The organism is Altererythrobacter sp. Root672, from assembly GCF_001427865.1.
Taxonomy (GTDB): domain Bacteria; phylum Pseudomonadota; class Alphaproteobacteria; order Sphingomonadales; family Sphingomonadaceae; genus Croceibacterium_A.
Genome location: NZ_LMHH01000001.1, coordinates 881,753 through 903,783, shown reverse-complemented (window position 1 = coordinate 903,783; position 22,031 = coordinate 881,753). Strand labels below are relative to the sequence as shown.

General features: G+C 63.4%; 22 protein-coding genes. 9 read left to right on the top strand and 13 right to left on the bottom strand.

Annotation, left to right across the window (positions count from 1 at the left end; genetic code table 11):
* Positions 1–70 precede the first annotated feature (70 nt).
* The 3 genes from gshB to rsmI are packed head-to-tail and all read right to left on the bottom strand — an operon-like array spanning position 71 to position 2,227.
* Positions 71–1,021: a glutathione synthase gene (gshB, locus tag ASD76_RS04415; protein ID WP_055919032.1), complete on the bottom strand. Its 951-nt coding sequence runs from the start codon at positions 1,019–1,021 to the stop codon at positions 71–73.
* Positions 1,022–1,031: 10 nt separating this feature from the next.
* Positions 1,032–1,382 carry a YraN family protein gene (locus ASD76_RS04410; protein WP_055919029.1) on the bottom strand — a complete coding sequence of 117 codons (351 nt, stop codon included), beginning with the start codon at positions 1,380–1,382 and terminating at the stop codon, positions 1,032–1,034.
* Positions 1,379–2,227 carry a 16S rRNA (cytidine(1402)-2'-O)-methyltransferase gene (gene rsmI / locus ASD76_RS04405; protein WP_055922932.1) on the bottom strand — a complete coding sequence of 283 codons (849 nt, stop codon included), beginning with the start codon at positions 2,225–2,227 and terminating at the stop codon, positions 1,379–1,381. The genes ASD76_RS04410 and rsmI overlap by 4 nt, the downstream gene beginning before the upstream one ends.
* Before the next feature lie 47 nt (positions 2,228–2,274).
* Here rsmI and ASD76_RS04400 point away from each other — a divergent pair, with 47 nt between their 5' ends.
* A complete protein-coding gene (locus tag ASD76_RS04400; protein WP_082553760.1) occupies positions 2,275–3,414 on the top strand; it encodes a penicillin-binding protein activator in 1,140 nt (379 codons plus the stop codon).
* Positions 3,415–3,495: 81 nt separating this feature from the next.
* On the top strand, positions 3,496–5,472 hold the full coding sequence (parE, locus tag ASD76_RS04395) for a DNA topoisomerase IV subunit B (RefSeq protein WP_055919021.1): 1,977 nt from the start codon (positions 3,496–3,498) through the stop codon (positions 5,470–5,472).
* A gap of 8 nt (positions 5,473–5,480) precedes the next feature.
* On the opposite strand, the gene ASD76_RS04390 is transcribed toward parE, so the two are convergent.
* Positions 5,481–6,887 carry a methyl-accepting chemotaxis protein gene (locus ASD76_RS04390; RefSeq protein ID WP_055919018.1) on the bottom strand — a complete coding sequence of 469 codons (1,407 nt, stop codon included), beginning with the start codon at positions 6,885–6,887 and terminating at the stop codon, positions 5,481–5,483.
* 141 nt (positions 6,888–7,028) lie between these two features.
* On the opposite strand from ASD76_RS04390, the gene ASD76_RS04385 reads away from it, so the two are divergent.
* Positions 7,029–7,898 carry a DUF817 domain-containing protein gene (locus ASD76_RS04385; protein ID WP_055922930.1) on the top strand — a complete coding sequence of 290 codons (870 nt, stop codon included), beginning with the start codon at positions 7,029–7,031 and terminating at the stop codon, positions 7,896–7,898.
* Here the strand turns inward: ASD76_RS04385 and ASD76_RS04380 are convergent.
* From ASD76_RS04380 to ASD76_RS04370, 3 genes are all read right to left on the bottom strand, one after another.
* Positions 7,886–9,283: a methyl-accepting chemotaxis protein gene (locus ASD76_RS04380; protein WP_055919014.1), complete on the bottom strand. Its 1,398-nt coding sequence runs from the start codon at positions 9,281–9,283 to the stop codon at positions 7,886–7,888. The genes ASD76_RS04385 and ASD76_RS04380 overlap by 13 nt on opposite strands.
* A 65-nt stretch (positions 9,284–9,348) precedes the next feature.
* Positions 9,349–10,545, bottom strand: coding sequence for a glycosyltransferase family 87 protein (locus ASD76_RS04375; protein ID WP_055919011.1), 1,197 nt, complete (start codon positions 10,543–10,545; stop codon positions 9,349–9,351).
* Positions 10,546–10,603: 58 nt separating this feature from the next.
* Positions 10,604–11,344: a glutathione S-transferase family protein gene (locus ASD76_RS04370; RefSeq protein WP_055919008.1), complete on the bottom strand. Its 741-nt coding sequence runs from the start codon at positions 11,342–11,344 to the stop codon at positions 10,604–10,606.
* Between the two features lie 96 nt (positions 11,345–11,440).
* Here ASD76_RS04370 and ASD76_RS04365 point away from each other — a divergent pair, with 96 nt between their 5' ends.
* Complete coding sequence (locus ASD76_RS04365; RefSeq protein ID WP_055919004.1) at positions 11,441–11,767, top strand: hypothetical protein; 327 nt, start codon at positions 11,441–11,443, stop codon at positions 11,765–11,767.
* A 13-nt stretch (positions 11,768–11,780) separates the two neighbouring features.
* On the opposite strand, the gene ASD76_RS04360 is transcribed toward ASD76_RS04365, so the two are convergent.
* Together ASD76_RS04360 and ASD76_RS04355 are read right to left on the bottom strand one after the other, a co-directional pair.
* Positions 11,781–12,980 (bottom strand): exo-beta-N-acetylmuramidase NamZ domain-containing protein, encoded by a 1,200-nt coding sequence (locus tag ASD76_RS04360; protein ID WP_055919001.1) that lies wholly within the window; start codon positions 12,978–12,980, stop codon positions 11,781–11,783.
* Positions 12,977–13,462, bottom strand: a complete 486-nt coding sequence (locus ASD76_RS04355; protein WP_082553759.1) for a DOMON-like domain-containing protein — start codon at positions 13,460–13,462, stop codon at positions 12,977–12,979. The genes ASD76_RS04360 and ASD76_RS04355 overlap by 4 nt, the downstream gene beginning before the upstream one ends.
* A gap of 102 nt (positions 13,463–13,564) precedes the next feature.
* Here ASD76_RS04355 and tyrS point away from each other — a divergent pair, with 102 nt between their 5' ends.
* The 4 genes from tyrS (at position 13,565) to cysK (ending at position 17,535) form a co-directional block, all read left to right on the top strand.
* Positions 13,565–14,797: a tyrosine--tRNA ligase gene (tyrS, locus tag ASD76_RS04350; protein ID WP_055922928.1), complete on the top strand. Its 1,233-nt coding sequence runs from the start codon at positions 13,565–13,567 to the stop codon at positions 14,795–14,797.
* 92 nt (positions 14,798–14,889) lie between these two features.
* Entirely contained in the window at positions 14,890–15,240 is a 351-nt protein-coding gene (locus ASD76_RS04345; protein ID WP_055918994.1) for a PilZ domain-containing protein, read from the top strand.
* A gap of 85 nt (positions 15,241–15,325) precedes the next feature.
* A complete protein-coding gene (locus ASD76_RS04340; RefSeq protein ID WP_055918992.1) occupies positions 15,326–16,618 on the top strand; it encodes an MFS transporter in 1,293 nt (430 codons plus the stop codon).
* A complete protein-coding gene (gene cysK, locus ASD76_RS04335) occupies positions 16,615–17,535 on the top strand; it encodes a cysteine synthase A (RefSeq protein WP_055918989.1) in 921 nt (306 codons plus the stop codon). Before ASD76_RS04340 ends, cysK begins: the two co-directional genes overlap by 4 nt.
* A gap of 9 nt (positions 17,536–17,544) precedes the next feature.
* Here cysK and ASD76_RS04330 read toward each other — a convergent pair whose 3' ends face one another.
* Complete coding sequence (locus ASD76_RS04330) at positions 17,545–17,922, bottom strand: hypothetical protein (RefSeq protein ID WP_055918986.1); 378 nt, start codon at positions 17,920–17,922, stop codon at positions 17,545–17,547.
* A 103-nt stretch (positions 17,923–18,025) separates the two neighbouring features.
* On the opposite strand from ASD76_RS04330, the gene ASD76_RS04325 reads away from it, so the two are divergent.
* Positions 18,026–18,724, top strand: coding sequence for a dienelactone hydrolase family protein (locus ASD76_RS04325; RefSeq protein ID WP_055918983.1), 699 nt, complete (start codon positions 18,026–18,028; stop codon positions 18,722–18,724).
* A 53-nt stretch (positions 18,725–18,777) separates the two neighbouring features.
* On the opposite strand, the gene ASD76_RS04320 is transcribed toward ASD76_RS04325, so the two are convergent.
* The 3 genes from ASD76_RS04320 to ASD76_RS04310 all read right to left on the bottom strand — a co-directional run bounded on the left by ASD76_RS04320 (position 18,778) and on the right by ASD76_RS04310 (position 22,008).
* Positions 18,778–20,532 carry an acyl-CoA dehydrogenase C-terminal domain-containing protein gene (locus ASD76_RS04320; protein ID WP_055918979.1) on the bottom strand — a complete coding sequence of 585 codons (1,755 nt, stop codon included), beginning with the start codon at positions 20,530–20,532 and terminating at the stop codon, positions 18,778–18,780.
* A gap of 19 nt (positions 20,533–20,551) precedes the next feature.
* Positions 20,552–20,932 (bottom strand): phosphoribosyl-AMP cyclohydrolase, encoded by a 381-nt coding sequence (gene hisI, locus ASD76_RS04315; RefSeq protein ID WP_055922926.1) that lies wholly within the window; start codon positions 20,930–20,932, stop codon positions 20,552–20,554.
* Between the two features lie 341 nt (positions 20,933–21,273).
* Entirely contained in the window at positions 21,274–22,008 is a 735-nt protein-coding gene (locus ASD76_RS04310; protein WP_055918975.1) for a ComF family protein, read from the bottom strand.
* Positions 22,009–22,031: the final 23 nt, after the last annotated feature.

The following is a 22,031-nucleotide window of genomic DNA, read 5'->3' as shown; positions in this document are numbered from 1 at the left end:
CGAACGGATTTGAGTTAGATAACCGGACCCATAGCCCAAGAACCGTTCGTCCTGAGCCTGTCGAAGGACTTCAGCGCAACCGCGCCTCGATCGCATCCCAGATCAAGGCCGCAGTATCGGTGCCGTTGAACTTGTCGATAGCAACGATCCCGGTCGGTGATGTGACGTTGATCTCGGTCAGCCACTTGCCGCCGATCACGTCGATCCCGACGAAGACCAGGCCGCGCCGCTTGAGCTCCGGCCCCATTGCAGCGCAGATTTCCTCTTCCCGCGCAGTCAGTTCGGTAGCCTCGGCGTAGCCGCCCTGGGCAAGGTTCGAGCGGAACTCGCCCTCGCCAGGCTTGCGATTGATGGCCCCCGCGAACTCGCCATCGACCAGGACGATGCGCTTGTCGCCGTCGGCCACTTCGGGGAGGAAGGGTTGGACCATAAAGGGCTCGGGCCAAACCTGGCCGAACAGCTCGGTGATGGCCGAAAGATTGGTCCCATCGGCCTCGAGCTTGAAGATCGCCTTGCCGCCATTGCCATGAAGCGGTTTCACTACGACCGCGCCGTGCTGCTGCTGGAAGGCCCGCACGTCCTCGATCCGCCGCGCGACGAGCGTCGGCGGCATAAAGCGGGCATAGTCGAGCACGAACATCTTCTCGGGCGCGTTGATCACGCTGCTCGGGTCGTTGACCACCAGCGTTTCGCCCTTGAGCCGGTCTAGCAGCAAGGCCGCGCTGATGTAGCCAAGGTCAAATGGTGGATCCTGGCGCATCAGGACCACATCGATATCGGACCCGAGGTCGATCTTGGCCTCGTCGCCTTCGAATCCGAAGTGCTGCCCTTCGACGCGTTGGACCCGCACCTGACGCGCCCAGGCAGTGACCCTGCCGTTTTCCCACGCGAGCGAGCGCACGTCGTAGTGCCACAACCGATGCCCGCGCGCCTGCGCCGCGAGCATCAGCGCGAAACTCGAATCTCCCGCAATGTTGATGCTCTCAAGCGGATCCATCTGGACCGCGACACGCAAACTCATTTGATCCCCCTCAGGGCTGCCAGGCGTTGACGATGTGGCGCGGCCAGCGGCGCGGCGCAAGCAGGAGCACGTCGATGCGAATATTCTCTCCCGGAGAAGAATATCTGTGCGCAACGGCTTCGGCGGCGGCCGCGACCCGTTTCAGGCGGTAGCCATCGATAGCGGTTGCGAGGCCCACGTCGCCTGCGCGCCATTTGACTTCGACAAAAGCCACAGTGCGACCTCGCCTGGCGATGAGGTCGATTTCGCCCCGTGGCGTCTTCACGCGGCGACCGACGATACGCCAGCCCTGGAGACGCAACCACCACGCGGCAAAGCCTTCGCCGCGCCGGCCCTTCCGCTCGGCAATCTCACGCTTCACTCGCCGCGCAGTTCCATCGCCCGCGCATAGAGCGCCTTGCGGTCGAGGCCGGTCAGCTTCGCCACCTGCGCCGCCGCCTGTGATGTCTTCAGCGTCTCCAGCGCCTCGCGAAGGAGAGCGTCGGCATCGGCCTCGCTTACCACTTCGGCCGCTGGAGGACCAACCAGAAGCACGATCTCGCCGCGCGGCGGGTTTGTCTCATAGTGCAGTGCTAGCTCGGCCGGACTGCCCACGCGGCACTCCTCGTAAAGCTTGGTGAGCTCACGCGCGACCGCCACTTCGCGGCCGGGCAGCACCTCTCCGATCGCCTCCAGCGCCTTGCCCAGTCGCGGGGCTGTCTCGAAGAACACCAGCGTGGTCCGAACTGCCGCCAGTTCCTCCAGCACGTCGCGGCGAGCCTTCTCCTTATTCGGAAGGAAGCCCGCGAACAGGAACCGGTCGCTAGGGAGCCCGGACAACGTAAGCGCCATGATGGGCGCACTGGGCCCTGGAAGGCTGGTGACCGGAATGCCCGCCGCTCTTGCCTCGCTGACCAGGCGATAGCCCGGATCTGAGATCAAGGGCGTCCCCGCGTCGCTGACCAGGACGACAGCCTGCGTGCGCATGGCTTCGAGGAGGCGCATTCGGTCCCGCTCCCCGGCATGATCGTCATATCGCCACAGGGGTTTCGATATCTCGAGGTGATGCAGGAGCTTGCCCGTGACACGGGTATCCTCGCACGCCACGGCATCGCAGCGCGCTAGAGTGTCCTTTGCCCTCAAGGTAATGTCACCGAGATTGCCAATCGGGGTGGCAACAATATAGAGGCCGTGCGAGAGAGGTTCGGGTCGGTCGGTATCGTTCACACGATGCTTGTGGCCCAGTTCAAGTTGGAGCCGCAAGCATGTTGGCAATGACCAGGCGAGTTCTCGCCGTTGGTTTGCTCACCGTTCTCCTCGCAGCCTGTAAGGTCGTGCCGGACAGCGGCCGTCCTGGGCCGGCGCCTGGGCCGACTACGGCACCGGGACCGAGCGAGGATGTTCTTCCCACCGACACGGCGCGCCATCGCGTTGCGTTGCTCGTGCCCTTGTCCGGGGAAAACGCAGCTGTCGGCCGGTCGATCGCCAACGCGACGACCATGGCTCTGCTCGACACCAGCGCCCAGAACCTGCGCATCACCACGTACGATACGGCCACCGGGGCCGGCTCGGCTGCGGCCAACGCCATTCGCGACGGCAACAAGCTCATCCTTGGGCCCTTGCTGCGCGAGGACGTGGAGCCGGTACTCGCCCGCGCTCGCCCGGCCAACGTGCCGTTGGTCTCGTTTTCGAACGACACCTCCGTGGCGCAGCCCGACGTGTTCGTGATGGGACATGTTCCCGAGCAGTCGATTGCTCGCACAATCGCTTACGCACGAGCTCAAGGTGTCCGCAATTTCGCGGCCTTGCTGCCTAATGGCGACTACGGGCGTCGCTCCGGCGAAGCTTTGACTGCGGCAGTCCAGGCCGCAGGGGGCACGGTTGTCGCCACGGAGCGCTTCGATCGCGGAAATACCTCGATTGTCAGCGCTGCAGAGCGGCTGAAGGCTCGCGGTGGGTTTGACGCGGTGCTCATTGCCGAGGGCGCCCGGCTTTCGATCATGGCTGCAGATGCGCTGAAGGATGGGGGCGCCCTCCGCTTGCTGGGCACCGAGCTGTGGAGCAGCGAAGCCAGCATTGCCAACGCACCGGCGATGCGCGGCGCCTGGTACTCTTCGGTGTCCGACACCCGCTACCGCCAGTTCGCCACCAGCTATCAAACGCGCTTTGGCGAGCAGCCCTTCCGCGTAGCTACGCTGGGTTATGACGCGGTGCTGCTGACCTTGCGCATTGCCCGCGACTGGCAACCTGGCCGTCCTTTCCCGACCGGGCAAATGCTCGGCGACGACGGTTTCCTCGGCCTCGACGGACCATTCCGCTTCCGGAGCACCGGCATCGGCGAACGGGCCATGGAAGTGCGGCAGGTCGGGAATGGGACGGTTTCTGTCCTCGATCCCGCTCCGACTCGGTTCTGAAGACCTTTTGCGACAGGCGGGAGCGGATAACTTCTCGCCTGTCGCTTGAACCCGCGCAAAGCGGCACCCTATAGCCTGATCATGTCCGAAGACCTGTTCGACAAGTTGCCCGCCGGTGGCGGGGATTATGACTCCTCCGCGATCGAAGTCCTCGAAGGGCTGGAACCGGTACGTCGCCGTCCCGGCATGTACATCGGCGGCACGGACGAGCGCGCGCTGCACCATCTCGCCGCCGAAGTGCTCGACAACTCGATGGACGAAGCGGTGGCGGGCCACGCCAACCGTATCGAGGTCACGCTCGATGTCGGCAACCGGCTGACGATCAGTGACAACGGTCGCGGCATGCCGATCGACGAGCATCCGAAATTTCCCGGCAAGTCGGCGCTGGAGGTGATCCTCACCACGCTTCACTCGGGCGGCAAGTTTTCGGGCAAGGCCTATGCGACGAGCGGCGGCCTGCACGGCGTTGGCGTGAGCGTGGTCAATGCGCTGAGCGAAAACGTGCGGGTCGAAGTTGCGCGCAACAAGGAAGTCTTCGCGCAAGAGTTCTCGCGAGGGCACCCCACGGGCCCGCTCACGCGTATCGGCAGCACGCCCAACCGGCGCGGCACGACCGTAGCCTTCACTCCCGATCAGGAGATCTTTGGCGACCGGCAGTTCAAGCCGATGCGCCTGTTCAAGCTCGCGCGGTCGAAGGCCTACCTCTACGCCGGGGTCGAGATCCGCTGGAATTGCGATCCCTCGCTCGCCGTTGACGGCGTTCCCGAGGAGGCGGTGTTCCAGTTCCCCGGCGGTCTCGCCGACCACCTCACCGAACAGGTCGGCACGCGCGAGTGCGTCACCAGCGAGTTCTTCACCGGGCGGCAGGACTTCCCCGAAGAACAGGGCCGCGTCGAATGGGCTGTCGCCTGGCCGCTGTGGTCGGACGGCTCAACCAGCTGGTATTGCAACACCGTTCCCACCCCCGATGGCGGGACGCACGAACAGGGCCTGCGTTCGGCTCTCGCCAAGGGCATTCGCGCATTCGGCGAGCTGGTCGGGCAAAAGAAGGCCAAGGACATCTCGGCCGATGACATCATCACCGGCAGCGAGATCATGCTTTCGGTGTTCATCCGTGAGCCGCAGTTCCAGAGCCAGACCAAGGACCGCCTGACCAGCCCCGAGGCCGCGCGCCTGGTCGAGAACGCAGTGCGCGATCACTTCGACCATTTCCTTGCCGACAACATGGAGCGCGGGCGCGCGCTGCTCGGTTCGGTGATGGAGCGGATGGACGAGCGCCTGCGCCGCAAGGCTGAGCGCGAAATCAAGCGCAAGACTGCGACCAACGCCCGCAAGCTGCGCCTGCCGGGCAAGCTCACCGACTGTTCGGGCGAAGGCGATGCCGAAACCGAGATATTCATCGTCGAAGGCGATTCCGCCGGTGGCAGCGCCAAGCAGGCGCGCGATCGCAAGACCCAGGCGATCCTGCCGATCCGCGGCAAGATCCTCAACGTGGCGAGCGCCACGGCCGACAAGATCCGCGCCAATAGCGAAATCGCCGACCTGATCCTCGCCCTCGGCTGCGGCGTGCGCAAGGACTGCAACCCGGACCAGCTGCGCTATGACCGGGTCGTCATCATGACTGACGCCGACGTCGACGGTGCGCACATCGCCACACTGCTGATGACCTTCTTCTTCCAGGAAATGACCGAGATCGTGAAGAACGGTCACCTGTTCCTGGCCCAGCCTCCGCTCTACCGCCTCACGGCCGGCAAGGAGAGCCGCTACGCCCGCGATGACGCCCATCGGAAAGAGCTGGAGGAGACCGTGTTCAAGGGCAGAAAGATCGAGGTCAGCCGCTTCAAGGGGCTCGGCGAGATGAACCCGCAGCAGCTGCGCGAGACGACCATGAGCGTGGAGACGCGCACGATGACGCGCATCACCCTGCCGGCCGAGCACGAGCAGCGCTTTGCGGTGAAAGAGCTCGTCGACCAGCTGATGGGCCGCAATCCGGAGCATCGCTTCAACTTCATCCAGAACCGCGCCGGCGAACTGGACCGCGACATGATTGACGCCTGAGCAGGCGCCTAGAGCAGGAAGCCGACCTCGTAGAGACCCCAGCGATGTCCCGCGAAGGTAAGCGGCACGAACACGCTGCGCAACGCGCGAAACCGTCCATCGCCCAGGTCCTGGCGATAGGCGAACAGGAAGAACTCCCCCTCCCCATCGAGCGCGCGACGCGTCTGGTTGTCCATGAAGATCTGGCGGTTGCGGGCGAACTCCAGGTTGCGCAGGCGCTGGCCCGGAATCTGGCCCTGGCTGCGCTCGGTAATGTGGGTCGGCAGGTAGCCGTTCATGTCGATCAGGCAGCAGCCGACCACCGCGCGCTGGAGCCGAGTGTGATTGTCGAGCAAAGGCCGAATGTGCTTGTCGGCGAAGTCGGCGAAGGCGTTATCGTACTGGACCGGATCGGTGCCAGGCCGGGGAATGTAGTTGGTGTCGAACAGCGCGGCTTCGCGCAACTCCGGGCCCCCAAGGTGTCGTTCGATCAACGAAGTGACCTCGCGCGCGCCCTCCAGTGCAAACTCGATCAGCGGTGTGTTGCGCGTCTCGATGCCGCCATGGGCGACCTGGTTGAGCATGTCGTTGGCCCGGGTTTCCAGGTCATCGAGCTGTTCGCCTGCTTGCTTGGCCTTGAGCGTGCTTTCCGCCGCGACCTCACCGAATTCGACGAGCCCTGCGTCAAGCGTCGCAACGTCGACCTCGGCGCGTTTGTTGCTGGCCGCGATCGCCAGCGAGCGGTCGCGAAACTGGTGCACCAGTGCTGCCATCTCGGACAGGGAATCGCTCAGCGCCTCAATATGACGGGTCGTTTCCCGGCCGCTGGCGATATTGGCCTTCAGCGAGCCGATCAATGTCCCGGCGGATTGTTCCAGCCGGGTGATGCTGCGTCCCACTTGGGTCGAGGAGTCCGAAGTGGTGTGCGCCAGTCGGCGTATCTCCGTCGCCAGGACCTCGAACGGCCGCGTCGCTTCCCCGCCCCGCGCCGCCTCGATCCGGGCGTTGAAGCTGAGCAGTTCGGTCTGCTCGGCCAACTGGTTGAGCGTCCGCGTCACGTCGCCGATCGTGCCCAGCGTTTCGAGGAAGCCCTGGAGCTGGCCGTCGATGCCGGTGACATCGCTCACCAGCTTCGAAACTTCGTTGAGAGAGACCTGCGCGACCTTGTTGCCGCGCTCGAGCACGTCGAATGCGACGGTGGCAGTCTGCAGCAGTTCCTCGGTCGCCCCGCGGCTTTCCGCCTGGCTGGCGTTAAGCGAGGCCATCGCCTCGACGAGTTGGTCCAGCCGGACAGCTTCAGCCGAGATCTGGCGATTGAGCTTGCCGACGATACCGCCGGTGTCGCTGCATTGGACCGAAATGTCCCCGGCCTGCTCGCCCAGCTGCGCGAGAAGATCCTCGATCTCAGGTCGGATCGAAACTGCTAATTCCCCCATAGGACACAGACGATGCCGCACGATATCGTGCATTGCAACAACAATGCTGCAACGCAGAAATCAAAGGTTGAACGCCTGGCCGCTTGCAGTTCATCGCGGTGAAAGTCACCTTCCCCGACAAGCATGGTGGAGGGGGACCAGATGCCGCAGATTGACAGGTCGCATACCCGCTTCGCGCGCGTCAGGTCCCGCCTCGAGGCTTACTCCCCACCCCCAGGTTGGCCGAGTTGGCTCTACGAATTCGGCTTGTTCGGGTTCAAGCAAGGATGGGCCTGCCTGTTCGGCGGCCTGATGCTCGGGCTGCTCCTGGCGACCCACCTCTTCTATCCCGCTACCGCTCCCTTGGCGCGTTACGACTTCCTGACACTCGCAGCCTTAGCGATCCAATTGGCGATGCTGGCTCTCAGGCTCGAGACTCTCGAAGAGGCCAAGGTCATCTTCGCCTTCCACGTGGTCGGAACCGCGATGGAACTGTTCAAGACCTCGGCGGGCTCATGGATTTATCCCGAACCCGCGCTGCTGCGGATTGGCGAGGTGCCGCTGTTCTCAGGGTTCATGTACGCCGCCGTCGGTAGCTATCTCGCGCGTATCTGGCGCATCTTCGACATGCGCTTCGAACCCTATCCTCGAACCTTATGGACGCAGCTTCTGGCCGTTGCCGTCTACGTCAATTTCTTTGCCCACCACTGGCTGCCCGACATCCGCCTCGTCCTGTTTGTCGCGATGGGCCTGCTGTTCTGGCGCACGCGGGCCTATTTCACCGTATGGCGCGAACAGCGCTGGATGCCATTGCTCGTCGGTTGGTTCCTGATCGCGCTGTTCATCTGGTTTGCGGAGAACCTGGGCACGCTCGCCCGCGCCTGGGCCTATCCCGATCAGAAAGACGGTTGGTCCATGGTTTCGCCCGCGAAGCTCGGCGCCTGGTATCTGCTGATGTACATCTCGTACGTCCTGGTCGCGACCTTGCACCGCAAGGAGCCGCGACCCGAACCCGTCGATCAAAGCGCGTAAGATATCTCGTAGTCGCCCCAGCGCCGGCCGTTGATCACGATCGGCACGCTGGCCAGGCGGACGACGCGGTACTGCTTGCCGTCGCCTTCGTAGCGATAGACCGCCATCGAGAAGCTCGCGGCGCTCTTCTTGATGCGCCTGTCGATGGCGTTGAAGATGATGCGGCCGTTGCGGCAGAACTGCAGATCGTGCTGGTAATCGCCCGTCGGCTTGCGCGAACGGTCCGACAGATGCGTCGGCAGGAAGCCGTTGCGGTCGTCGCAGACTGTGGCAACGATGCGCGTGTCGGAGGCCTTGATCCGATCGAGCACGGGACGCCAGTTGGCATCGGCCCAATCGCAGAACTTGTTGCGGAAGAGCTGCGGGTTGGTCCCGACAACCTCGACGTAGTTGTCGTCGAACAAGGCGGCTTCGCTGAGCTTGCCACTCGAGATCGCTTCCTTGGCGAGAGTGACAACTTCGTCGGCAGCGGCCTGGGCACGCTCGACCATCTCGCTGTCCTTCGGGGCAAGGCCCGCGTGGACGATCCGGTCGAACATCACGCTCGCCATTTCCTCGAGATCGCCCATGCAATGCTGCGCACTGCTCAGCTTGCCCTCGTTGTCCTTCGCCGCCTCGTTGAACGACGCCAGCACTTGCTGGAGCTGCTCGACATGGCCGCTAATGGCGCCGGTGGCGCGCGAAATCTGGTCGTTCTGCCGATCGACCTCGGTCACGACTTCGCTGACACTGATCAGCGTGTCCTCGATCCGAGCGACCGAATTGCGGGCACCGTCGCGAACCTTCACACCCTTCTCGATTTCGACGATGACTTGCTCGGCTTCGACACCAAGGGCGTCGATCGTGCGCATGATCTCGTCGGTAGCAAGGCGCGTATCGTTTGCCAGGCTCTTCACCTCACCCGCGACAACCGCAAAAGTGCGGCCGGCCGCACCGGCGCGAGCTGCTTCGATCGTCGCGTTGAGCGCGAGAATGTTGGTGGTCTGGGCGAGCTTGTCGATGTCCTGTGAACAGCGACGCACCTGCTCCATCGCCGCCGCAAAACCGGTCACGTGATGGGTGAGTTTGTCGACGAGCTGAAGCAGGTTGCCGATCTCGGCCAGCGACGAGCGGATGTGACCGGTGCCTTCGCCCAACTGGTCGATGGCTCGCTGCGACAGCAGGCGCGATTCATCGCAGGCCTGTGCAACTTGATCCTGATCGGAGTTGAGAGTCTCGACCGTGCCGAGCAGCGCGGAATGTTCGGCACGCAGCCGTTCGGACGAGGCGATGACCGATTGGATCAGGCCGGAAACGTCGGAACAGCCAACGGTGACCTCGCCACACGCCTCCGAAATGCCTTCAATCGCGTCCCCATCGGGAACGCGAATGGACTCTTGCAGCATTCTAACCCCCACCCTTATCTTGTGGAGTTAGCGGTACCATTAGTTTGGTTAGCGAGACGTTAAGGCTATTTGGCCGCCCTCAAAGGGACAGGGGCTCCAACAAGCATCCGGCGAGTCAGGACCACGAAGAGCAATCCAGTAATCAACGTCATAACCGGCACGCCTGCATGCAAGGCCAGGGGCCGTGCGATCGCCGCTCCAACAAAGCCGAATGCCAGGGCCAGTCTTTCCCAATCGCGAAATCCGGTGGCGGCCAGGTAGATCAAAGGAAACGCCAGCAGGACCATGTCGTAGTCGAGCACAAATGGGGTGGCCAACGGCGCACCTGCCAGGACCAGGGCTGCAAGTCCGATATTCCAGCGCTTGCCCCAGGCAGCCCATGCCACGGCACCCGCCACGGAGAGTGCAACGATGCCTTGCACCGCGAAGGCCACGCTATTCGGCGCTCCCAGCAGCTTCAAAGCCGCCAACGGGCTCATCATCTTGGCGTAGGCTACTTCGCCCGCAACCAGCGCCGATTGAGCCCGATCGCTCGCCAGGTACCAATCGCCCCAGATGTTCAAGCCGAACACCAGGGTGCTGATTGCGGCCAGAGCCAAGGCAGTAACCCCGGCGGCCATGATGACGCGCCATTCGCGAGTCATGAGCAAGGCCAAGGGAAGGAGCAGCCCGAACTGCGGCTTGATCGTCGCCAAGCCGAACAACGCTCCGGCCAGTATCGGCGCCCGAGGCACCAGAATTGCGCCAAGGCCGAGCATTCCGGCCAGCAAGAACGAGGTCTGTCCGTGCGTGATGGTCAGCAGGACTGGAGGAGATGCTGCGAGGAGAAGCCAGATCGATCGATCGACCTCCAGCTCATCGAGCCATTTACGCACTACGAAAACATAGAACGTGCCCGTCGCCACCAGCCAGCCAACAAGTGCCGGAAAATAGCCAAGGAGCCCCAGTGGCCAGCAGAACGGCAGGAACGACGGAGGGTAGAAGAAGGCCATGTAGCCCTCTTCCGGTGCGTAGAACGCCCGCTGTGCGGCAATGTGGGCGGCCGCATCGTAAACCGGCGCGCCGTGGTGGAGCATCTGCCCCGCCGCCCAGAAGCTCAGAAAATCGGAACCCAGCAAGGAGCCGTTGCGATCGACGCCCCCGTGCGACGTCGCCACCAACACCACCAGCGATGCGATGTTGATCGCCGCGAAGAGGCCCAGGTAAACGGTAGCCCGCGACCTATCCAGCCAGTCTGCCTTGCGGAAGAAGTCCCACTTCATGGCTAGCCATTAACCACGAAGCCCTTGCCACTCCGTTACCGCGGGACGGCCCTCAGCTCTACTTCGGCGGGCCCAACCGTTCGCGAGGCACCGCCGCGAACATCTCCTGCACTTTCGGGCGGGCGTTGATCTGCTCGATCCAGCGGACGAGGTGCGGCGTGTCCTGCTTGTTCACCTGGTCGGCGAAACCGACCTCCATTCCATTGGCGATGGCGAAGTTGCAGATATCCGCGAGCGAAAACATGCCGCCGGCGAGCCATTCGTTGTCGGCCAGGTGGTCGTCAAGCTTGCGCACCGAGACCCCGATCTTGCGCATTTCCTCGTCCAGAAGGTCCTGCGGAAAGCCCTCGCGTGCCCGGCGCCATTTTACCTGCTGCTCGGGGATCGGGATCTTCTTCAGGTGCTCCTCGAACTCGGCATCGGACAGTTGCTGGGCCATGAACCTTACGCCGCGGTGCCAGCCGATGGTGGAGACGCACCAGCAGAAGTATTCGTCGACCCACTTGGTCCAGACACGCATCTGGGCGCGGTCATAGGGATCGTCAGGACGCAGTTTCACCGCGGTCGGGTGCGCGTCTTCGAGATACTCGCAGATCACCGTGCTTTCGGTGACGATGCGCCCATTGTCGTCGAGCGCCGGGACCTGCCCGCGCGGATTGACCGCCTTGTACCAGTCCGAATGGTGCTCAAACTTCGCCGGGTTGAGCTGGTGCTGCTCATACTCGAGGCCCTTCTCGAACAGCGTGAGCATGGGCTTCAGCGAGTTTGCACCTGGTCCGAAGCTGTACAGCTTGAGCATCCGTCTCTCCTTGTGTTTGGCCAAGGCTTAGCAGCGGGTGCGGGATTTTGAAGATGGTGGAATCGTGATACAAGGCGGTCAAAAGGAGAGGACCTGTTGCGTACTGCCATTGCCCTTATCGCACTTGCACTCACCACCGGCGCCACCGCGCCGCAGGAAGTCCCGCTGGCGCCGGCGCCCGGCGCTAAGCACGCCCTGGCCATCACAAAGGCCGATAGTTGCATTGGCCGTATAGAACTGGTCCGTCAGGAACGGGGCCAACCAGCGCTCCAGCGGGACGCCAAGACCGAAGAAGGGCTGCTGATCGCCGCGGTCGACCATAAAGTCGACGGCTGTTCGGTCCTGGTCATGCGCAACGACACCAGCGACATCCGTCCGGTGCCGACGATCGACGAACCGGCGCAGGTACGCCCGCTTCGTTAGACCAGGTTGCCGCTCAATAGAGCAGCAGGTCTTTCACATCCTCGCGCCATTCGGTCTCGTCCGCGCTCGTCAGCGTGTCGAGATCGCCCGGCTTGGCCGCAGCATCATCAACCCATTCCCTTAGCACATCACCGCCGTTGATCACGTCGATCGCCAGGCGCTCGAACTCGTACTCGTAGGGAAAGTCCCGCCAGATCTCGTAGTCGGAATAAAGGTTGCGAATGGCCTTGAAGGCCAAGGCCTGCAGCCGCCACGGCCGGAACGCCTCGTGCTTGTAGAACCCGCCTTCGGCGTGGATCATCAAGGCGTTGCAAAGCTCTCCTGCGTACTTGTGGAAGGTCGGCGTGAACCAGCATTCGCGGATCGCGCAGCCAGCCAGCCAATCCGGCGCCACGCGGTGCATCTCTGCCAGCACGGCCCCAGCGTCGACATCCGGTGCGCCGAACAGCACTTCGAGCGGACGGGTGGTGCCGCGGCCCTCGCTCAGCGTCGTGCCTTCGAGCATGACCGTGCCCGCATAGGCCCGCGCCATGTTGAGGCTGGCCGCGTTGGGGCTCGGGTTGATCCAGATGCGGCTTTCCGGCCAGCCGAAGCCCGGGCCTGCTTCGGGGAGCCAGTCGTGCATCTCGATCACGCGATAGGCCACGTCGAGGCCGAAGCTATGGATGAACCAATGCCCCATCTCACCCATGGTCAGCCCGTGGCGCATCGGCATGGGGCCGGCGCCGACGAAGCTCTCGTGCCCGGGAATGAGCAGCGTACCTTCGACCGGCCGGCCCGCTGGGTTCGGGCGGTCGAGCACCCAGACTTCCTTGCCGTACCTCGCAGCCTCTTCGAGCAGGTAGAGCAGCGTGGTGCAGAAGGTGTAGATGCGGCAGCCGAGGTCCTGCAGGTCGAACAGGAACACGTCGGCAGAGCTCATCATCAGCTCGGTCGGGCGGCGAACCTCACCGTAGAGGCTGAACAATGGGATGCCGTAGCGGGCGTCGGTTTCGTCTACGCTCTCGACCATGTTGTCCTGCTTGTCGCCCTTGATCCCGTGCTGCGGGCCAAAGGCCGCGGTCACGTTGATCCCGGCCGCGACAAGCGCGTCGAGCGAATGGGTCAGGTTGGCGGTCACCGAGGCAGGATGCGCGACCAACGCGACTCGCTTGCCTTCCAGAGGTGCTCTCAGTTCCTGCTCCGCGAGCAGGCGGTCGATCCCGAATTTCATGCCGCTCCCGGTGCCGGAAGCGTGGCGGTGAAGCAAGCGGGTGAGTGGAAGTCGGGTGCCCCGTCGGGATGAGCGAGCGCCCAGTAGCTCTTCACGCCGCCTTGTTCTTCGAGGACGGCGCTCATTCCCATGGCGCAATCGACGAGGGGAAGACCGCCGATGGGGATCGCGGCGTCGAAAATGGCGAAGCTGCTTCCCTGGCGCATGGTGCATTCAGGCTCGCGCGGGAACGGGCGCTCCGTCATGCCCCAGCGATAAGCTTCGAAGTCGTAGGCATTCCAGCGTTCGGAAGGCGAGAGGTTCAGTTCGACGTAAGCGCTGTGCCCCTCAGGCTTGAGGAACAGTTCGAAGCAGGTGGTTTCCCACAACCCGTCCGCCCTGCCCTTCCCTCCGAAAGGCGGCACCACGAGCTGTTGGGAGCCCTCGATACGCCAGCGCACGCGAAGCCAGTTGGCGTCGGAACCTATCACGCGAGCCTCAATACGGCTCACTTCTGAAGCAGGATGATCAAGATGCGGGGTCAGCAGATGCGTTTGCAAGCGTTCAACCCCGTGCTACGCGCCCGCCCCGATCAAGGAAGCGCTATGAGCCAGTACAAGTCCGACCTTCTCCGCCTGCTCGACGAGCGTGGCTACATCCACCAGATGACGGACGCGGAGGCGCTCGATGCCCTCGCGGCGAAGCAGGTCGTCCCGGGCTATATCGGCTTCGACGCCACAGCGCCATCGCTCCATATCGGCAGCCTGGTGCAGATCATGATGCTGCGGCGCCTGCAGCAGGCTGGACACAAGCCCGTCGTCCTCATGGGCGGTGGCACCACCCGTATCGGCGATCCGACCGGGCGTGACGAGAGCCGCAAGATGCTGAGCGACGCGACCATTGAGGAGAACATCGCCTCGATCCGCACCGTCTTTGCCAAGCTGCTCAGGTTCGGCGACGGCCCGACCGACGCGATCATGGTCAACAACCACGATTGGCTCGGCCAGCTCGGCTACATCCAGCTGCTGCAGGAAGTCGGCACGCACTTCACCGTCAACCGCATGCTCAGCTTCGATTCGGTCCGTCTGCGGCTCGAGCGCGAGCAGCCGATGACCTTCCTCGAATTCAACTACATGATCCTGCAAGGCTACGACTTCCGCCACTTGTGCAAGGATCAGGCGGTGCGCCTGCAGATGGGCGGCTCTGACCAGTGGGGCAACATCGTCAACGGCGTGGAACTCACCCGCCGCATGGACGGCATTGAGGTGTTCGGAATCACCACTCCGCTGCTGACCACCGCCGATGGTGCGAAAATGGGCAAGAGCGCGGCAGGTGCCGTCTGGCTCAACGAGGACCAACTGCCGAGCTACGATTTCTGGCAGTACTGGCGCAACGCTGACGATCGCGATGTCGGTCGGTTCCTGCGTCTTTTCACCGACCTGCCGCTGGATGAAATTACCCGACTTGAGGCTCTGGAAGGGGCTGAGATCAATCAGGCCAAGATCGTCCTCGCCAACGAAGTGACAAAGCTTGTCCGAGGTGAAAACGCCGCGAACACGGCCGAAGCGACCGCAGCGGAGACCTTCGCCGGCGGTGGACTGGGGCAGGACTTACCAGTTCTCGAAGTCACTTCAGAGGGCATTCGCCTCGGCGCAGCCTGCACTGCGCTCGGCTTCACCGCGTCTAACGGCGAGGCGAAGCGCAAGATCGCTGAGGGTGCCGTGCGACTCGACGACGTCGCGCAATCCGATCCGGGCCTGCTGATCGAACTGGCCGCGGGCGAGGAGCGCAAACTCAGTCTCGGACGCAAGCGCCACGCCATCCTGCGGGGCGCCTAGGCAACTCTCGCACTCCGCCTTTACCCTTTGTCCAGCATTTGCTGGCATTTGCTTCCTTGGGGTTGCAACTGATTGAGGGGTTAGTGAGCGGTATGGCAGGCGGAGCCCAGCTTTCTGTTCCAGAGATGCGTCGCGCGGCGCGCCATCCGGTCGATTTTCCAACGATCGGAGAGCATCGGACCGTTGGCGACATAAAGCTGCACATCAGCAACGTTTCGGCTCATGGCTTCATGGTCGATGCGATCGAGACTGACACCGCCCCGCCGGTCCGCGGCGACCGCGTTATCGTGCGGCTGCCCCTAATCGGGCGAATCGAAGCCTACTGCATCTGGCGCACTGAAGATCGCGCGGGATTCCAGTTCGAGCGCATTCTGCGGCTCGACGATTTCGTAGGCATGATCGAACAGATCCAACCCAACTCGCGCCTTCGCCGCCGCGGCTGAGCCGTCTCTGCGGGGCAACGACCGCTTGAGCGCTGATAAGAGCTAATATCTTGGCGCCCTCGCGCTCACCTGTCATGGGGCGCGAGTGACCGCTTCTCTCGTCGAGCCCACCTCTCCGCTTCAGATCGCCGACTATCGGCGCTTCTGGATGGCCCGCTTTCTCGCCGTCTTCGCCACCCTGTCGATGGTGGTCCTGATTGGCTACCAGACTTACGACGTTGCCCGCGCCGACTATGGAATGAGCGTCCGCGATGCGGCGTTCATGCTTGGCTTGCTGGGTGCAGCGCAGTTCGTGCCGCTGTTCCTCCTGACCCCGGTCGCCGGCGTGGCGGCCGACCGCTTCGACCGACGCCGCGTGGTCCTGTTTGCCAACGTGATCGACTGCGGCATTGCCATAACCCTTGCTCTCTCGACGGCCGCTGATGCCCTGAGCCTGCCGCTGTTGTTCGGGCTTGCGGCCGCGCACGGATCTGCCCGAGTGTTCAACGGACCGGCACTGAGCGCGATCGCGCCAAACATCGTTCCACCGGCCCTGCTGCCGAAAGCCATCGCGCTGAGCTCGATTGCCTGGCAAGTCGCGACAGTGGCCGGGCCCGCAGTGGGCGGCTTCCTGTTCGCTCATACGCCTGCCCTGCCGTACTTTATCGCCGCCGGACTGCTCCTGATCTCGGGCTTGCTCATTTCGAGCGTTCGCCCAGTTCGCGCAGTGCACCAGGGACCGCCGGCCCACCCGCTGCGCCAAATTCTCGATGGCTTCGCGTTTGTACGTCGCGAGCGGTTCTTGCTCGGCTGCATCACGCTGGACTTGTTCGCCGTCCTGCTGGGTGGTGCGACAGCGATGCTACCCGTGTTCGCGCGCGATATTCTTCATGTCGGACCCGAAGGGCTTGGCCTGATGCGCGGGGCACCGGCTGTTGGAGCGGCCTTGGTGGCAGCCTGGCTCTCGTGGCGGCCGTTGGCGAACAACGTTGGCGTCAAGATGCTCTGGGCGGTGGTCGTATTCGGCGCCGCGACGATCGCGTTCGCTCTGTCGCGTAATTTCTTACTTTCGATGGGCATCCTCGCGGTGCTCGGTGCGGCGGACATGATCTCCGTGTTCATCCGCAACTCACTGGTCCAACTCAACACGCCCGACACCATGCGTGGTCGGGTCTCGGCCATTTCCGGCCTGGCGGTGTCCGCCAGCAACGAACTGGGCGAGTTGCAGTCGGGCTTGGCCGCCGCAGTCCTTGGTGCCGCCGGCGCGGTTGCCTTTGGCGGTGTCGGTGCGATAGTAATTACCGTAATCTGGGCCTGGATCTTTCCTGAGCTGCGTAAAGCAAGGACGTTCGCCCCAACATTTCTGCACGAAGAGACCGGCAAGGAACCCGCCACATGAAAGCAGACAACGTCCTCGCAACCATCGGCAACACCCCGCACATCCGCCTCTTGCGGCTGTTCCCGGACCACGAAGTCTGGGTGAAGAGCGAACGGGCCAATCCCGGTGGGTCTATCAAGGATCGCATCGCCCTCGCCATGGTCGAAGATGCCGAGAAGTCAGGCGCCTTGCAGCCCGACGGTACGATCGTCGAGCCGACCAGCGGCAACACCGGCATCGGCCTCGCCATGGTGGCCGCGGTCAAGGGCTACAAGTTGATCCTGGTCATGCCCGAATCGATGTCGCTCGAACGGCGGCGGCTGATGCTGGCCTATGGCGCGAAGTTCGATCTCACGCCCAAGGAAAAGGGCATGAAGGGCGCGCTCGAGCGGGCGCAACAGATCGTCGACGAAACACCTGGCGCGTGGATGCCGCAACAGTTCGAGAACCCTGCGAACGTCAAAGTTCACGCCGAGACGACGGCACAGGAAATTCTCAGGGACTTTGCCGATACCCCACCCGCGCTCGTCATCACCGGCGTTGGCACCGGTGGCCATCTCACCGCCTGCGCCGAGCAACTCAAGAAAGCCTGGCCGGAGCTCAAAGCCTACGCGGTCGAACCGACACTTTCACCGGTCATCTCGGGCGGCCAGCCCGGTCCGCACCCCATCCAGGGCATCGGGGCCGGCTTCATCCCGGCCAACCTCCACACTCAGGCGATTGACGGTGCGATTCAGGTCGAGCCGGAGGACGCCAAGGAAATGGCCCGCAGGTGCGCGCGGGAGGAAGGCCTCCTCGTCGGGATCAGCTCTGGCGCTACGCTGGCGGCTATCCAGCAGAAGCTGGCCGAGTATCCCGCAGGAACGCGGGTGCTCGGCTTCAACTACGACACAGGCGAGCGCTACCTCTCGGTGCCGGACTTCCTGCCTACAGAGTAAAGCTCGGCCTTAGCCGACGCGTTGCATGATGATCAGCACCGACTCGGCGTTGTCGAACGACCGAGAATCGCCTTCGAATCCGCAATCTCCGGCGTCGTGAATTTGCGCCCGAGGCACACCAGCCGTGGCAAGGGCGTCAGAGACCTCTGCCCGGCGTGCCTCCCCGAGATCAGCCACAGACTTCGTCGAGCAAAGGATCAAGGAGGAGCCGGGGAATGCTTCGAGATTGAGCGGGATCTTGGCGACTGATTCTGAGGCGCCTTCACTCAACTCGATCACCGGCGCAGAAAACCGAATCCACCACTCGCCGGTTCGGTCCATCGACGGCGAAGATACAATCGAGGTCGCAGCAGCCGCGGCCAGAGTTAGAAGGCCCGTGATTTGCATCGGGTTAGTCTACCAAATCTCTCGCCCTCCAACAAATGTTCTGATCTAAGCGGGCGCGCTATCCGGCCTTCCGCCGCTATTACTCTCTGGCTATTGGTTAACGATGAGCCTTGAACCCTTCACGTACTTCGATGGCACGACGCAGCTTGCGGGCTGTGTCGTCCACCCCGCCGCGACGCCGCGGGCTGCCATTCTCGTCTTCCCGACAATCATGAATTCGACGCCCGCAGTGGAAGCGAAGGCAGTAGCTTTGGCTGAAGCCGGCTACCTCGCGCTGATCGCCGACTTCTACGGCAGGCAACCAAGGAACTTCGACGAGGCGCGGTCCGCAGCGGCGGAGATTCGTCCTGACCCCCTCACTTATCGCCGCCGCCTCAAAGCCGGCTTGAAGGCGCTTGCTACGCAGCCCGAGGCTCGCGGACTTCCGCTTGCCGGCATTGGCTTTTGCATGGGCGGCCAGGCGGCGCTGGAACTCGCGCGCGACGGGGCCCCACTGAGGGCGGCGGTGAGCTTTCACGGCCTGCTCGACACCGGGCTCCCGGCCGAACCGGGCGGGATCAGCGCGCGTATCCTGGTTTGCCACGGTGATGCCGACCCAATGGTTCCGCGCAGTCAGGTAATCGCATTCTGGGAGGAGATGGATCATGCCCAGGCCAACTGGCATTTCCATTCCTACAGCGGTGTGAAGCACGGGTTCACCAACCCTGCCCCTAACGACAACCCCGCCACGGCCTACGACGCCAGCGCCGACCGGCAGAGCTGGGCTGCCATGTTGGAGCTATTTGACGAGGTATTCGATTAGCAGGGCGCGCGTGGGCGCCCACCTTCGAGCATTAGGACGGCAGCAGCGCCGGATTAGCCTCGCAAGAATTCCTCGGCAAGAAGTGCCATAAGTACCTCAGCGCCGGCCTCGACCTTTTGGCGCAACATCGCAACTTGCGGCAACGCGTGCAGCGCATAGTGCCGTGCGGTAACGAGTTTCGCGGCGCAAAAGGCCTCATCCCGATCCGGCAAGGCCGCTTTCGCCAGTCGCAGCCACATCCATCCGATTGCAGTCACACCCATCATCTGGAGAAACGCGTAGGATCCTGCGCCGAGATTGTTCGGGTCAGCCTTGGCCATCGCCATCATCGTGCGAGCGGCCTCCCGAACTTCCCGAGCCCCTTCGCTCAGCGGCGCCGAGATGAAGGCCAGCGCCTCGTCAGCATCACCACAATCGCTCTCGACCATCGCGAGAAACTGCTCGAGGACAGCGCCCCCATCGCGCACGACCTTGCGGCCGGCGAGATCGAGCGCCTGAACACCATTCGCGCCCTCATAAAGCATCGCGACGCGGGCATCCCGGACGATCTGTTCGATGCCCCACTCAGCGATATAGCCGTGACCACCGAAGATCTGCTGCATCGCCACGGCCGTCTCGAAGCCCCGGTCGGTGCCGAATGCCTTGATGACCGGCGTAAGCAGCCCGACCAACGCGTCGGCCTCTCCCCGTTCGGTTTCGGTGGCCGCGCCGTGCGAAAGGTCGATCTGCAGGGCCGTCCATAACACCAGCGCCCTGAAGCCCTCGGTAAAAGCTCGGGCATCCATCAGCATGCGGCGCACATCTGGGTGAACCACTAGCGGGTCCGCGATTGCTCGGCTCCCGGGCGCCCGGCCCTGCTTGCGCTCAAGCGCATAGCTCGCCGCCTTCTGATAGGCATGTTCCGCGTGACCGAGGCCCTGGTTGCCGCAGCTAAGGCGAGTGGCGTTCATCATGATGAACATGGCCGCCAGACCTTCGTTCTCCGCCCCGACCAACCAGCCCTTGGCGCCATCGAAGTTCATGACGCATGTCGCGCTGGCGCGGATGCCCATCTTGTGTTCGATGGCTCCGCAACTCAGCGAATTGCGTGAGCCGTCTGGCATCACTTTCGGGACCAGGAACAGCGAGATCCCACGCGATCCTTCCGGAGCGTCCGGCAACTTGGCGAGAACCAAGTGGACGATGTTGTCCGTCAGGTCGTGCTCTCCGCCTGAACAGAAGATCTTCTCGCCGGTAATGGCAAAGGTGTCATCGTCGCACCGCTCCGCCTTCGTGCGGAGCAGGCCGAGGTCTGTGCCAGCCTGTGCCTCGGTCAGGGCCATCGTCGCCAGCCATTCACCCGACACGATCTTGGGCAGCCATTCGGCCTTGATCTCGTCGGAGCCCTTTGCCGCCAGCGTCAACACCGCACCGATGATCGAACCGGTGTACATGTTGAAAGCATGGCAAGAGGAGTTGAGGAACTCCTCTACGGCTGTGCCAAGGACATGCGGCAGACCCTGCCCGCCGAATTCCTCCGGCATCGCCAGCGCCCCCCAACCTGCGTCGCGATACTGGGCATAGGCATCGGGGAATCCTTGCGGCGTAGTCACGGTACCGTCCGGATGCCGCGTACAACCCTCGCGATCGCCCACCTCGTTAATCGGCGCGATGACCTCTGCGCAGAAGCGACCGGCTTCTTCGATGATCGAATCGATCAGGTCTCCGTCAACTGCCGCAAAGGCCGGCAGTGAAGAGTAGCTCTCGATGTCGAGGAGGTTGGTGAGGACGAAACGGACGTCGCGGATGGGCGGTGTGTAGCTGGACATGAGTGCCGCCTAGCGCCGGTCAGTCTGCGATGCGAGTCAGGCTTTCACCCTCGAGCGTTCGATAGAAACAACTCCGCGCACCAGTGTGGCATGCCGGGCCAGCAGGACGCACCTTGAGCACCAATGCATCCTGGTCGCAGTCGACCAGAATCGCTTCGACACTGAGGATATGGCCCGACGATTCGCCCTTCATCCATAGCCGCCCGCGGCTGCGCGAATGAAAGTGAGCCTTCCCAGTCACGCGGGTTTGCTCAAGCGCCTCGCGATCCATGAAGGCAAACATGAGGATTTCCCCGCTTGCGGCGTCCTGGACGATGGCGCTCAACAGACCATTCGCGTCAAACTTGGGCTGGAAGACACTCCCCTGTTCAATGTCGGTGGCGTTATCTGACTTCGAAATCGGACCTATCCTTCTGACCTTAAGGGAAAAAACTGGCACGTGCCCACGACCCTTGTTGCACGATAACCACAGACGTGGCCCAAAATCCATGCTGCGCCGCGATGGCCCTTTGTATCAGAACCTTTCGATGGGATGAATGTCGCCGCGGCTTTGACGGGCCGCAACCGACCGGAGGCCGGTGAAACGGGCCAAGGAAGGGGGGTCTCGGCAACAGCCCGAAGGGCGGGCCGAGAACATGAGGGATTGGACCGACGCATCCGCTGGGGGGCGATGCGGGAACCGGTCCAGCGAACTTCGTCACGCGAACGCCCGGGGCTAACCCCCGGGCGTTTTGCGTATGGCTAAAGCGCTTCGTTGAGCACCCTCGCAAAGCACGCGATGATCACCTTGTCGGCGCCGGCTCGCTTGAGCGTGCGGACGCAGGCGTCGGTTGTGGCACCACTGGTGATCACATCGTCGACGAGCACCACATTTGCGCCCTTCAAGCGGGCCTGGCGACTGGCGTTGACCGCGATGGCACCCGACAAAGCTCGCGCTCTTGCGCCACGTCCAAGCCCGCCTAGCGAAGGCGTGGGCTTTCGGCGCACCAAACCGTCCACGACGAGCTCCTGATCACGCAGGCGAGCGACTTCCCGCGCCAGTAGTGCGGATTGATTGAAACCGCGCCGCCACAGCCGCCAACGATGCAGCGGAACCGGGATGACCTGCCAGGCGCCGTCAAGCTCAGGAAGCCGCGCGGCCGCCATGCGCGCCAGCATCGATGCCAAGGCGATCCGCCGCCCGTGCTTGAAGGCCAGCACCAACTTGCGCGAGGCATCGTTGTACAAAGCACCGGCGGCAATGCCGTCGTGACGAGGCGGCTGCGCCAGACACGGGGCGCAGACCGAGCCGACCACCACCGTACCGATGTCGAAGGGGCGCTGACACATGGTGCAGCCAGGCTCTCCGGGTATCACGAGTTCACCCCAGCAGTTAGGGCACAGGCCGTCTTGCCGGGTGATCCCATCTCCGCACGAAGGACACCTTGGCGGATAGATCAGATCCACGAGCGGGCTTAGGGCCTCGGCAAGCTTCATCCGCGCCTGGCCTTGCGCGATGC

Excerpts from the sequence above, each read along its gene's own strand:
- gshB (WP_055919032.1), bottom strand. The coding sequence starts at position 1,021 with ATGAGTTTGCGTGTCGCGGTCCAGATGGATCCGCTTGAGAGCATCAAC.
- ASD76_RS04400 (WP_082553760.1), top strand. The coding sequence starts at position 2,275 with ATGACCAGGCGAGTTCTCGCCGTTGGTTTGCTCACCGTTCTCCTCGCA.
- parE (WP_055919021.1), top strand. The coding sequence starts at position 3,496 with ATGTCCGAAGACCTGTTCGACAAGTTGCCCGCCGGTGGCGGGGATTAT.
- ASD76_RS04390 (WP_055919018.1), bottom strand. The coding sequence starts at position 6,887 with ATGGGGGAATTAGCAGTTTCGATCCGACCTGAGATCGAGGATCTTCTC.
- ASD76_RS04385 (WP_055922930.1), top strand. The coding sequence starts at position 7,029 with ATGCCGCAGATTGACAGGTCGCATACCCGCTTCGCGCGCGTCAGGTCC.
- ASD76_RS04380 (WP_055919014.1), bottom strand. The coding sequence starts at position 9,283 with ATGCTGCAAGAGTCCATTCGCGTTCCCGATGGGGACGCGATTGAAGGC.
- ASD76_RS04375 (WP_055919011.1), bottom strand. The coding sequence starts at position 10,545 with ATGAAGTGGGACTTCTTCCGCAAGGCAGACTGGCTGGATAGGTCGCGG.
- ASD76_RS04370 (WP_055919008.1), bottom strand. The coding sequence starts at position 11,344 with ATGCTCAAGCTGTACAGCTTCGGACCAGGTGCAAACTCGCTGAAGCCC.
- ASD76_RS04360 (WP_055919001.1), bottom strand. The coding sequence starts at position 12,980 with ATGAAATTCGGGATCGACCGCCTGCTCGCGGAGCAGGAACTGAGAGCA.
- tyrS (WP_055922928.1), top strand. The coding sequence starts at position 13,565 with ATGAGCCAGTACAAGTCCGACCTTCTCCGCCTGCTCGACGAGCGTGGC.
- ASD76_RS04345 (WP_055918994.1), top strand. The coding sequence starts at position 14,890 with ATGGCAGGCGGAGCCCAGCTTTCTGTTCCAGAGATGCGTCGCGCGGCG.
- cysK (WP_055918989.1), top strand. The coding sequence starts at position 16,615 with ATGAAAGCAGACAACGTCCTCGCAACCATCGGCAACACCCCGCACATC.
- ASD76_RS04330 (WP_055918986.1), bottom strand. The coding sequence starts at position 17,922 with ATGCAAATCACGGGCCTTCTAACTCTGGCCGCGGCTGCTGCGACCTCG.
- ASD76_RS04325 (WP_055918983.1), top strand. The coding sequence starts at position 18,026 with ATGAGCCTTGAACCCTTCACGTACTTCGATGGCACGACGCAGCTTGCG.
- ASD76_RS04320 (WP_055918979.1), bottom strand. The coding sequence starts at position 20,532 with ATGTCCAGCTACACACCGCCCATCCGCGACGTCCGTTTCGTCCTCACC.
- ASD76_RS04310 (WP_055918975.1), bottom strand. The coding sequence starts at position 22,008 with ATGAAGCTTGCCGAGGCCCTAAGCCCGCTCGTGGATCTGATCTATCCG.